The following is an 11,416-nucleotide window of genomic DNA, read 5'->3' as shown; positions in this document are numbered from 1 at the left end:
CTGAGCATACCGACCGGTATGCACAACGGGGAGTCCCTTCCGGGGGTGAGGTCGGAAATTCGCGCGCCGTCGGCCGTGCGGCCACCGGGGCGCAGGAGCGCTGTGACCGCGCACGGCTGCCGAGCCGGCACGGCCGCGCCGCCCGCAGCCACCGTGGGGCACGCGCCTCGATTCCGCCTGCGCCCGGCGTCAGGCCCGCACGCAACCGCCGCCCCTGGGTCCGCCCGCGCCGCCGGCACGCCCGAGGCCGCCAGCACGCACAGTCCTCACGCCAGGGCCCCGCAGTCCGTCCATCCGGCGTCGGCGGCGCGGCCTCGTCAGTCCAGCACCCGCGCCAGATACGCCCGCAGCATCTCCCGCGCCTCCTCCAGGATCCGCTCGTCGCCCTCGGGAGACACCCGGAAGGCCAGGTGGACCAGGGTGTCGGCGGTCTCGACGGCGACCAGGAAGATGCGGCGCAGATCGTCGTCCGGTTCCCGGTCGAGATAGCCGGAGAGCAGGTCGGTGAGGCGGTCGGCGACGCGATGGTTGGGCTCGACGCGGGTGCCGACCGGGATCTGGTTGCCGAAGTCGACGAGGGAGAAGCCGGGCGCGGTGCGCTTCATGGCGATGTACTCCTCGAGCACGGCGTCCATCGCCCCCCGCCAGCCGCTCTCGCCGGTCTCCTCGAGGCGCTCGGTGACACGGGCGGTGTAGCGCTCCAGATTGCGCTGGGCGAGGGCGTCGGCCATCTGCCGCTTGTTGCCGAAGAAGCGGTAGACGGAGCCGATGGGGACGCCTGCCCGCTGGGCGACGGCCCGCGTGCTCAGGTCGTCGTAGCCGACCTCGTCGAGGAGGTCGGCACAGGCGTCGAGGATCCTGGTGAGCCGTTCGGCGCTGCGGCGCTGCACGGGCGCCCGGCGTAGCGTTGCTGGATGGGGCACGGTCTTCATGATGCCTTTCCGGCTCGGTCCGGTGAACATCGACCCCCAGTACGGAAACGAGTGCTCGACGCGCTCAGCGCCGCGGGGGACGCCGTCGGCGTCGCGGTCGTCTCCGCCTCCGATGCCGTGACGTCGGCGGTGCTCTCGACGGGGTCGCCGTCCACCGCCCACACCGTGCCGTCGTCCGCGTACAGCCGGACGGTGACCTGGTGGGTTCCGCGCGGGAGGAGGTCGGCCGGGAGGCGGTGGTCGGGGGTGCGCAGTTCGGCGACGGGGCGGCCGTCCACGAAGAGGCGGGCGACCCCGCGCCCGGCGACGGCACGCGGCTCGGCGCCGGCGGGCGAGAAGCGGAAGTCGCGCACCGTCAGCCGTACGTCCCAGCCTCCCCGCGCGCCGCCGTCCGCGTCCGGCTGCACCTCTATGGCGACCTCGGGAGCGTCGTCCTCGCCCACCTCGCGATAGTGCCGCCCGTCGTCGTCGGTGTCGTCGAGGACCTTGCCCACCGGGGAGGGCGGGACGCCGTTCTCCCCCGGGTCCCGGGCATCGCCGGAGCCGCAGCCCGCGGATCCGGTCAGCAGCAGGACACAGACCGCGAGCGCGGCGAGAAGGGTCCGCGTCCACGACATGCCCGGAGAGTAGAACACCGGTCCGACAGCCGAATCCCCCTTGAGTCGGGTTGGCGTCCGGTTCTCGTCGTACCCCCAGAGGAGGACCGGCGGATCCCTTGCGCCCGGGAAATCGCAATCCTATGGTGAACCATAGGAATCAGATCCCAAGGGAGTGATCATGAGCGGGGACGCGCGGAAGACCGCGGAAGGGCTGACCTACCTCTCCGGTTTCGGCAACGAGCACAGCTCGGAGGCGGTGCCGGGCGCCCTTCCGGAGGGCCGCAACTCGCCCCAGCGCGCCCCGCTGGGCCTCTACGCCGAGCAGCTGAGCGGTACGGCGTTCACCGAGCCGAGGGCGCACAACCGCCGCTCGTGGCTGTACCGCATCCGCCCGTCGGCAGCCCACCCGGCGTTCACGCGCACCGACAACGGCGCGATCCGTACGGCGCCCTTCACGGACTCCGTGCCGGACCCGAACCGCCTGCGCTGGGACCCGCTGCCCGAGCCCGCGCCCGGCACCGACTTCCTCGCCGGCCTGTGGACCCTGGGCGGCAACGGCGACGCGACCCAGCGCACCGGCATGGCCGTGCACCTTTATCACGCCAACTCCTCGATGGACCGCGTCTTCAGCGACGCCGACGGCGAACTGCTGATCGTCCCGGAGCGCGGCGGGCTGCTGTTGCGCACGGAGTTCGGGCTGCTGCATGTGGAGCCGGCACAGGTGGCACTGATTCCACGTGGGGTGCGCTTCCGTGTGGAGCTGCTGGACGAAGTGGCCCGAGGTTATGTGTGCGAGAACTATGGGGCGCCCTTCCAGCTCCCCGACCTGGGCCCGATCGGCGCCAACGGCCTCGCGAACGCCCGGGACTTCATGGCGCCGGTCGCCGCGTACGAGGACGTCGAGGGCCCGGTGGAGGTGGTGAACAAGTTCTGCGGCAACCTCTGGACGGCCACCTACGACCACACACCTCTCGACGTGGTCGCCTGGCACGGCAACCATGTGCCGTACACCTACGATCTGCGCCGTTTCAATGTGATCGGCACCATCTCCTACGACCACCCCGACCCGTCGATCTTCACGGTGCTGACGTCCCCGTCGGACACTCCCGGGCTGGCCGGCGTCGACTTCGTGGTCTTCGCGCCGCGCTGGCTGGTGGGCGAGGACACCTTCCGGCCGCCGTACTTCCACCGGAACGTGATGAGCGAGTACATGGGCCTCATCGAGGGCGCCTACGACGCCAAGGCGGAGGGCTTCGTGCCCGGCGGCGGCTCGCTGCACAACATGATGTCGGCGCACGGCCCGGACCGGGAGACGTTCGACAGGGCGAGCGCCGCCGAACTGAGGCCGCAGAAGATCGACGACGGTCTGGCATTCATGTTCGAAACCCGCTGGCCGGTGACGCTGACCCCACAGGCGGCGGGCGCCGACCATCTGCAACGGCGCTACGACGACGTCTGGCAAGGCATGGAGCGCCACTTCCGCCCCTAGGGCCTGTTCTGAGTTCCCCGCCTGCGCCCCGACGCCCGGCACGCACCCTCGGCGCACGGCGCCACAGGACAGGTGGCTCCGCCACATGACCTGCGACGCCGCACGCCGAGGGCACGCACCGACCGCCGCTGCGCCCGCGCTCTGCGCGGACGACGGGGAACTCAGAACAGGCCCTTGCAGTAAAGATCCCCTACCGGTACGGATGGCCCCGTGACCTCCTTCGCCCCGGACTCGATCGTCCTGAACCGCAAGCTGCCGCTCTGGTACCAGGTGTCGCAGTCGCTGCGCGCCTCGATACTGGGCCGTCGCCCGCAGGACCCGCTGCGGCTGCCCACCGAGGAGCAGTTGGCGGAGCACTACGGCGTGAGCGTGCTGACCATGCGGCAGGCGCTGAAGGAACTGGAGGACGAGGGCCTGATCACCCGCCACCGCAGACGCGGCACGTTCATCGAGCCGGACGCCCGCCGGGCCGCCCCCGTGCGGCTGCTCGGCTCGGTGGACGCGATCGTGGCCCAGCAGTCCGGGATGGCGACCGAGCTGCTGGACCACGGCCGGGCACCGGTACCGCCCGAACTCGCCGAGCACTTCCCCGACCTCGACGAGGTGGCGACGTTTCACCGTCTGCGCAGCGACGAGAAGACGGGCGAGCCCACCAACCACGCCCGCAACTACGTCCGCCCCGAACTGGCCGCGCGCATCGATCTGGGCGACCTGGTCCGCTGGCCGATGACGAAGGTCCTGCGGGACGCCCTCGGGGCGGACATCAGCCGCATCACGGACACGGTGGAGGCGAGGCTGGCCGATCCGGAGACGGCGAAGCTGCTCCAAGTCCCGTTGCTGAGCCCGATCCTGCACTACACGGGCGTCACGTACGACACCGACGGCCGGGTGCTGGACGCGGCGGTCATCCACTACCGCGGCGACCGCTTCTCCTTCACGGTGACGTTGGACGCCACCTGACCCCCGTGTCGGAGCCAGGCTTTACGATGCCCAGCGTGACGCACGACGACGCTCCGCCGCTGGCGGACCTCATGCCGTGGTCCGTCGCACCGCCGCGGCTCGGCCGGGGGTGGCCGACGGGACCCGACGCGGCGTCCCTGAAGGCCCGCTGGGACGCCTTCGTGAAGGCCGAGGGCCCGGACCGGGAGGCCCTGCTGGAGCCGACGCGCTCCCGCACGCTGCACTCGGCGGTCGGACAGCTGCCCGGCCATTCCACCGGCACTCAGAAGCTGGTCCGCGCCTCGGGCCCCTGCCCGGATCCGGTGCGCGTCCTGCACGCGCCCTTCGATGAACAGTGGCTGATCCCCGACCACCGTCTGATCGACGCGGCCCGCCCCGAGCTGTGGCGGGTGGCGGACGAGCGGCAGATCTTCGTCCTGGAGACCCCGGAGTCCGGCCTGCTGGCGACCTCGCTCCTCCCGCTGCTCCGCCCGGGCCGCGTCCGCCCGCTGTACCGCCGCCCGGGCGGCACGGAACCCAATCTGGCGCCGGGCCTCCTGGAGCACCTGAGGGACCGGCTCGGCGGACCGGTCGAGCCGGTGGACGTCCTCGCCTGGACGCTGGCGGCCGTGCGCCCCGACCTCACCGTGCCCCTCACCGGCGACCCCGAGCTGTGGGCCCGCGGCGTGGAGTCGGGCCGGCGCGTCCTGTGGCTGATGCGCCGCGACGGTGACCGCCCGAAGCTGCCCGGCGGGCGCCGCCCGTACGTCCGCGCGCCGCTCCCCTCCCGCCCGCTGACCCTCGAGTACGACCGCGAGGAGGAGGCGCTGCTGCTGGGCGAGGGACGTATCTCACCGGTACCGCCGGCGGCCTGGGACTTCGAGGTGGCCGGCGTGAAGGTCCTGGAGCAGTGGTTCACGGCCCGCGTCATGGAGCCCGAGCCGGGCACCCTGGCGGCGATCCGCCCGGCGACCTGGCCACAGGCCTGGACATCGGAACTGCTGGAGCTGATCACGGTCCTGGCCCTGCTGGCGGAACTCCAGCCGCTCGACCCGGAGTTGACGTCCTCCGTCACCGCGACCGACCTCCGCGAGGCCGGAGTCCTGCCGGTCCCGGAGCCGGCCCGCGGACCGGCGTCGGTGCTGGACGGGCACGAGGAGGGCCCGGAGGGACAGCTCGCGTTGATCTAACGCGGGCTCGGGTCGAAGGCGTCCAGCACCCGTTCCAGCGCCCGCCGGAACACCGCCTCCAGATCGACCGGCTCACTGCCCTCCATGAAGGCCGCCGCCAGTCGCGGATACCTGCCGGTGGCGACCTGGCTGCCCAGGTAGGCCATGCGGACCGCGTTCTCCTCCTCCTCGGACCAGGGGACGGAGCGGGTGCGCTCGGCGGTGGCGATCTCGTTCGCGGTGTACGTCGTCACGACGCCGTTGAGCAGGGCCACCAGCTCCATCTTCACGCCGTTCGAAGCGTCGAGCGGTTCGAGACAGGCCAGGCAGTGCTCCAGATAGCGCAGGGTGTTGGGGCTGAAGCCGTACACCCCCGACATCACCCGCGGCACCCAGGTGTGGCGGTGCATGATCGCGCGGGTCTCCTGAGCGTTGCGGATCATGTCGGCGCGCCAGTCGCCCGTGGGCTCCCGGATCTCGTGCTCGGCGCCCACCGCGTCGATCATCAGCTCGTACAGGTCCTCCTTGCGCGGAAGGTAGTTGTACAGCGACATCGTCCCGCAGCCCAGCTCGGCCGCGACATGCCGCATCGACACGGCGTCCAGCCCGCCCGCGTCGGCGATCCGCACGGCCGCGGCCGCGATGTCCGCACGCGTGAACGCGGGCCTGGGACCGCGCCCGGTCCGCTCGGGACGCGCCCAGATCACTTCGGGTACGGCAGCTCGGCCCGCCATCGATCATCACCTCGGCCACCATCCTAGTTACGTACAGCGTACGTAGTGCGCTATGGTCGACCCATGACTTCTACGTACGCTGTACTTAGTGAAGGCCTGGAGAAGCGATTCGGCGAGGTCCACGCCCTGCGCGGACTCGATCTGGCCGTCGCGCAGGGCACCGTCTGCGGCCTCCTCGGGCCGAACGGCGCGGGCAAGACGACGGCCGTACGGCTCCTCACCACGCTGCTGCGCCCGGACGCCGGCTCGGCCCTCGTCGCGGGGCACGACCTGCTGCGGGACCCGGCGGCCGTCCGGCGCGGCATCGGCGTCACCGGGCAGTACGCGTCGGTCGACGGGGACCTGACCGGCCGCGAGAACCTCCGGCTGTTCGCCCGGCTGCACCGGGTGCGCGGACCGGCCGAGCGGGCCGGTGAGCTCCTGGACCGCTTCGGGCTGACCGAGGCGGCCGACCGGCCGGCGTCCACGTACTCGGGCGGGATGCGGCGCCGCCTCGACCTCGCGGCGAGCCTCGTGCGCCGCCCCGAGGTGCTGTTCCTGGACGAGCCCACGACCGGTCTCGACCCGGCCAGCCGCAACCGGATCTGGGAGTCCGTGCGGGAGTTGACCGCCGACGGCACCACCGTGCTGCTGACCACGCAGTATCTGGAGGAGGCCGACCAACTCGCCGACACCATCGCCCTGGTGGACCGGGGCCAGGTCGCGCACACGGGTTCGCCCAACCAGTTCAAGGCGGTGATCGGCGCGCACGTCGAGGTCGTCGTCACCGACGCGGACGTCATGGCGAAGGCGGCGGCCGTACTGGATCAACTCACCGGTGGCGAGCCGTCGTTCGACCACGAGCGGCGCGCGGTCGGCGCGGTCACCCGGGACGCCACGCTCACCCTCCCCCGCCTGGTGCGCGAACTGGACGCGGCGGGCGTGCCGTTGCTCGACGCGCGCATCGAACCACCGACGCTCGACGACGTCTTCCTGCGACTCACCGAGGAGCGTGCCGCATGAGCACCCTGGCGTACGACGGCGGCGCGATGGTGGGCCGGCAGCTGCGACGGCTCCGCAACAACCCGGGCCTGCTGGTCCTGACCCAGACCATGCCGATCACCATGCTGCTGTTCTTCGGCTATGTCTTCGGCAGCGCGCTGGCGATGCCCGGCGAGCAGTACCGGTCCTTCCTGGTGCCGGGGCTGCTGGTGGCGACCGCGGCCAACGGGATCATGACGGGGATGTTCCAGGCCGCCCAGGACACCCATCGCGGCGTGATGGAGAGACTGAGGACGCTGCCGATGAGCCGGGCCGCCGTACCGCTCGGACAGGCGGCCGCGGATCTCGTCGTGACGGCAGCGGGGACGGTGCCGTTCCTGCTGGTCGGGCTCGCGGTGGGCTGGCGGATCGAGGGGTCTGCGCTCGCGGCGGTCGGCGCGGTGGGGCTGTTGCTGCTGTTCCGGTTCGCGACGACGTGGATCGGGATCTTCCTGGGGCTGCTCACCAGGAACGAGGAGGCCGCCGGTCAGCTGGGCGGGGCGACCTTCGTTCTGCCGCTGCTGTCCAACGCGTACATCCCGACGGACGGACTGCCGGACTGGCTGCGCACCCTCGCCGAGTGGAATCCGATCAGCGCGGTCACGACGGCCCTGCGGGACCTGTTCGGCAACGCTCCGGTGCCGGACGACGCCGCCTGGCCGGTCGCGCATCCCGTCGCCGGGTCACTCGCCTGGTGCGCGGCGCTGATCGCGGTGTTCGCGCCGCTCGCGGTACGCCGGTACGCGCGCGGCGAGCGCTGACGTACCGGATGCGGGGTGGGAAGCCGGGGGATGTGCCCGCGCCCGGGTGGTGCTCCGGGGGCGCCGACGCATGCCGTTGGGGATGACGGCGGCGGCAGCGCGGTACGGCGCCGGGACGTGTGGTGCGCCGGGCGCGGGCCTGGAAGTCGTTCGAGGAACGCCGGGTACGAGTCAGCGCCCGCCGAACAGCGAACGCCGGAGCCGACGCAGCGGGGCGAACAGCGAGACGCGACGGACGCGTGCACCCCGGTCGCTGCGCTCGTGCGCGACGTCACGCGTGGTCAGCTCGCGCATCAGTGACGTCGCCTCGGCGGCCTCCCCTTGCGGCACGGCGGGACCCGCCAGTACCGAGAGATGGCGGTCGAGACGCGAACTGGTCGCGTTGCTCCCGCAGGTGATCGCAGGGACCCTGGCCCTGCTGCGCACTGTTATCTGATCCATGTCACTCCCCACCCGTACGAGTCCACCCGGCCCGGGCAGGTTAACCCTATCGCCCCGGTGGGGCACTCGTGTATCGCGGTCACAGGATTCACCTTCCCCGTAAGGGTGTTGACGACCCGTCCCTGATTACTCTCCGAATCCAAGCGATTTCAGGGCGAGTTGGACAACGGGCTGGCTGGTGGGCTGTGGTGATCCCCCGTCGGGCTCGACGGTCACAGCCAGTGATGTCGCGGACTTGTCGAGACCGGACGCGAGCAAGGGCGTGTCGCCGTCGAAAAGGCCCAGGGAGCGTGGTTGCACATCGGGGCGCATGAGCCAGAGCTGGTGCACCCGGCCGCTGGGCAACTCGTCGTATCCGCTCAGAGTGACGACCGCGCGCCCCTCCGATGCGGAGGCGACCACTCCGATCGTGCGGCCCCGGGCGTCCTCGCCGGCCGTCGCCCGGGCGTCGGGTGCGCCGAGAACGTTAGCGATCTCACTCGCCCGGGCACGCTGGGCGTTGAGCTCGTCCTGTGTCCGGTCGGCCTGGACGGCGAAGAGGGAGGCGACGACGAGCGCCGCGGCGGCGGTGACCGTGGCGAACGGCACAAGCAAGGGGCGCGGCCTGGGCGCACGGGTGCGCGGCGGCGGCTGGGCGCCCCACACGTGCGGCGGCAGCTGGGTGGCACGCGCGCGTGCCTGCTCCCGCCCGACGGGCTCCTGGGGAGTGGCGCGTACGGCGGCCAGGACGCGGTCGCGCATCGCGGCCGGCGGCGCGGCGGCCGTCGACCAGGCGAGGCGGACGGCGTCCTCGGACAGGGCGCGCACCTCGGCGGCGCAGATGACGCAGTTCCTCAGATGCTTCTCGAAGCGGAGCCGCTCGCCGGGCTCCAGGGCGTCGAGGGCGTAGGGGGCGGCGAGGGAGTGCAGGTCCTCGCGCCGCAGGAGGCGGCCGACGAAGCTCATGCGACACCTCCCAGGCACTTGCGCAGCTGGGTGAGTCCGTCGCGCATCCGGGTCTTGACCGTGCCCAGCGGCAGGGAGAGCCGCTCGGCCACTTCACGGTAGGTGTAGCCGTCGTAGTAGGCGAGGGTGACGGACTGGCGCTGGAGGGCGGTCAGCCGGTCGAGGCAGCGGCGCACCCACTCGCGTTCCAGTCCGGCCTCGACCTCCTCGGCGACATGGTCGAAGGCCGGGTGGTTGGCGCGCAGCGCCTCACGCTGCTCGCGCTCGCCGGCCGCACGGGCGCTGCGCACCCGGTCGACGGCGCGGCGGTGGGCGAGGGTGAGGATCCAGGACAGGGCGCTGCCCCGGCCGGGGTCGAACTTCGCCGCCGACCGCCACAGTTCCAGCAGCACCTCCTGCGCCACCTCCTCCGACTGGGCGGGATCGCGCACCACGCGCCGTACCAGCCCGAACACCGGCCCGGAGACCAGTCCGTACAGGTCCTCGAACGCCTTCTGGTCACCACCCGCCACGAGCACGAGCAGCTCGTCCGCCTCCAACTCGTCTCCCCCTCCAGCCAGTCCGCATCTCGGCCTCCTCGCCCCACGAGGTATTCGCAACGAACACACCTCCGGATGGGGTTACGGATCAGCGTGCCGAAAACGCGGGTGGCCCGCCGATGAAACAAGTTTTCAGTTCGGCCGTAAGAACGCTTGAGATTTCGACCAATCCGCTCGGACGACGGCTCCGAATCGGGTTCGTCAGGCAAGTTGGCACTGAGGACGGACGGCATGACACCTAATTCCAGGAGCGGAGCGGGACGCAGGAGCCTCGCGACCCTTGTGTGTGGTGCGCTGGCCGCCGGTGGGCTCGCAGCCGCCGGCGTGACCGCGCTGGAACCGGGGGCGGCCTCCGCCTCCAGCCACCGGGAGGCCCCGCTGATCTCGGGGACGCCGCAGTACGACAACACGGACGTGTACGCGTTCGTCAGCCCGGACAAGCCGGACACGACGACGATCGTCGCCAACTGGATCCCCTTCGAGGAGCCGGCCGGCGGCCCGAACTTCTTCACGTTCGCCGAGGACGCCCAGTACGACCTCCACATCGACAACGACGGTGACGCGCAGGGCGACCTGCTCTACCGCTTCACCTTCGACACGCACACCAAGAACGAGAAGACGTTCCTGTACAACACGGGTCCGGTCGAGAGTCTGGACGATCCCGACCTCAACATCACGCAGACGTACGACATCGAGCTGATCAAGCTGAAGAAGCAGAAGCTGGTGTCGAAGACGAAGATCGCGAACGATGTGCCGGTGGCGCCGTCGAACGTCGGCAAGGCGTCGATGCCGGACTACGCCAAGCTGCGCGAGCAGGCCGTCCACGAGCTCCACGGCGGCACGACGACGTTCGCCGGCCAGGCCGACGACCCCTTCTTCCTCGACCTGCGGGTCTTCGACCTGCTGTACGGCGGGAACCTCTCCGAGGTCGGCAACGACACGCTCAAGGGCTACAACGTCAACTCGATAGCCCTGCAGGTCCCCACCCACATGATCGCCGAGTCGGCGGACCAGCCGATCGTCGGCATCTGGTCGACCACGCAGCGCCAGAACGCCAAGGGCTACTACGAGCAGGTCTCGCGGCTGGGCAACCCGCTGGTCAACGAGGTCGTCAACCCGCTGAAGGACAAGGACAAGTTCAACGCGTCCGCACCGTGGGACGACGCGCAGTTCCTGAAGAACGTCACCAACCCCGAGCTGCCGAAGCTCATCGAGGCGATCTACAAGATCCCGGCGCCGGACGAGCCGCGCGAGGACCTGGTCGACGTCTTCCTCAAGGGCGTCAAGGACCTCAACCAGCCGCCGCACGTCACTCCGTCGGAGATGCTGCGCCTGAACACCTCGATCAAGCCCACGGACAAGCCCAAGCGGCTCGGCGTCCTCGACGGCGACAACGCGGGCTTCCCGAACGGCCGTCGCCTCACCGACGACGTGATCGACGCCTCCCTCCAGGTCGTCGAGGGTGAACTCCTCGGCGCCAAGAACGACTTGGGCGACGCGGTCGACAAGAACGACAAGGACTTCGAGAAGGCCTTCCCGTACGTCGCCCTGCCGACCGAGGGCTCGCGCGGCCCGCTCGCCAAGGGCACCGACGGCGAGACCGACGTCCGCAGCCAGCTCGGCGACGCGCTGCAGCCGGCGGGCGCCGGCGGCGGCACGGACAACATGACCCTGATCGCCGGGTCCGCGGGCGCCGGCGCACTGGGCGTCCTGCTGATCGGCATGGCCCTGCTTTGGTGGCGCCGGATGCGGGACCGGGCGTACTGAGCCCCGTACCCCCCAAGAAAGCTGGCGCGGCCCGCGAAGTACTCATCCCCCACGGCGCGGGCCGCGCCGCCGCACGCAACG

12 protein-coding genes are annotated in these 11,416 nt (G+C 71.2%); 6 read left to right on the top strand and 6 right to left on the bottom strand.

Annotated elements, in window-relative coordinates:
* Window positions 1–317: 317 nt before the first annotated feature.
* Both IM697_RS13900 and IM697_RS13895 read right to left on the bottom strand, forming a co-directional pair.
* Window positions 318–932, bottom strand: coding sequence for a TetR/AcrR family transcriptional regulator (locus IM697_RS13900; RefSeq protein WP_194047993.1), 615 nt, complete (start codon window positions 930–932; stop codon window positions 318–320).
* The gene (locus IM697_RS13895) at window positions 929–1,549 is read right to left on the bottom strand and encodes a hypothetical protein (protein WP_194047992.1); all 621 of its coding nucleotides are present in this window, start codon (window positions 1,547–1,549) and stop codon (window positions 929–931) included. Before IM697_RS13895 ends, IM697_RS13900 begins: the two co-directional genes overlap by 4 nt.
* A gap of 160 nt (window positions 1,550–1,709) precedes the next feature.
* Between IM697_RS13895 and hmgA the strand changes: the two genes are divergently transcribed.
* From hmgA to IM697_RS13880, 3 genes are all read left to right on the top strand, one after another.
* On the top strand, window positions 1,710–3,020 hold the full coding sequence (hmgA, locus tag IM697_RS13890) for a homogentisate 1,2-dioxygenase (protein ID WP_194047991.1): 1,311 nt from the start codon (window positions 1,710–1,712) through the stop codon (window positions 3,018–3,020).
* A 210-nt stretch (window positions 3,021–3,230) separates the two neighbouring features.
* A complete protein-coding gene (locus tag IM697_RS13885) occupies window positions 3,231–3,980 on the top strand; it encodes a GntR family transcriptional regulator (protein WP_194047990.1) in 750 nt (249 codons plus the stop codon).
* A 26-nt stretch (window positions 3,981–4,006) separates the two neighbouring features.
* Window positions 4,007–5,149, top strand: a complete 1,143-nt coding sequence (locus tag IM697_RS13880; protein ID WP_194047989.1) for a type ISP restriction/modification enzyme — start codon at window positions 4,007–4,009, stop codon at window positions 5,147–5,149.
* Here the strand turns inward: IM697_RS13880 and IM697_RS13875 are convergent.
* Window positions 5,146–5,862 (bottom strand): TetR/AcrR family transcriptional regulator, encoded by a 717-nt coding sequence (locus IM697_RS13875; protein ID WP_194047988.1) that lies wholly within the window; start codon window positions 5,860–5,862, stop codon window positions 5,146–5,148. The two genes, IM697_RS13880 and IM697_RS13875, sit on opposite strands and share 4 nt — an antisense overlap.
* A 63-nt stretch (window positions 5,863–5,925) precedes the next feature.
* On the opposite strand from IM697_RS13875, the gene IM697_RS13870 reads away from it, so the two are divergent.
* Window positions 5,926–6,864, top strand: a complete 939-nt coding sequence (locus tag IM697_RS13870; RefSeq protein ID WP_194047987.1) for an ATP-binding cassette domain-containing protein — start codon at window positions 5,926–5,928, stop codon at window positions 6,862–6,864.
* A complete protein-coding gene (locus IM697_RS13865) occupies window positions 6,861–7,643 on the top strand; it encodes an ABC transporter permease (protein WP_194047986.1) in 783 nt (260 codons plus the stop codon). Before IM697_RS13870 ends, IM697_RS13865 begins: the two co-directional genes overlap by 4 nt.
* Before the next feature lie 171 nt (window positions 7,644–7,814).
* On the opposite strand, the gene IM697_RS13860 is transcribed toward IM697_RS13865, so the two are convergent.
* From IM697_RS13860 to IM697_RS13850, 3 genes are all read right to left on the bottom strand, one after another.
* A complete protein-coding gene (locus IM697_RS13860; protein WP_194047985.1) occupies window positions 7,815–8,084 on the bottom strand; it encodes a hypothetical protein in 270 nt (89 codons plus the stop codon).
* Between the two features lie 126 nt (window positions 8,085–8,210).
* Window positions 8,211–9,029, bottom strand: a complete 819-nt coding sequence (locus IM697_RS13855; protein WP_194047984.1) for an anti-sigma factor — start codon at window positions 9,027–9,029, stop codon at window positions 8,211–8,213.
* Window positions 9,026–9,568, bottom strand: a complete 543-nt coding sequence (locus IM697_RS13850) for a sigma-70 family RNA polymerase sigma factor (RefSeq protein ID WP_194047983.1) — start codon at window positions 9,566–9,568, stop codon at window positions 9,026–9,028. The genes IM697_RS13855 and IM697_RS13850 overlap by 4 nt, the downstream gene beginning before the upstream one ends.
* Window positions 9,569–9,799: 231 nt before the next feature.
* Between IM697_RS13850 and IM697_RS13845 the strand changes: the two genes are divergently transcribed.
* The gene (locus IM697_RS13845) at window positions 9,800–11,335 is read left to right on the top strand and encodes a DUF4331 domain-containing protein (RefSeq protein ID WP_194047982.1); all 1,536 of its coding nucleotides are present in this window, start codon (window positions 9,800–9,802) and stop codon (window positions 11,333–11,335) included.
* Window positions 11,336–11,416: the final 81 nt, after the last annotated feature.

The organism is Streptomyces ferrugineus, from assembly GCF_015160855.1.
Lineage (GTDB): Bacteria > Actinomycetota > Actinomycetes > Streptomycetales > Streptomycetaceae > Streptomyces > Streptomyces ferrugineus.
Note: the sequence above shows the minus strand (reverse complement) of the source record. Positions and strands in the feature narration are given on the sequence as shown.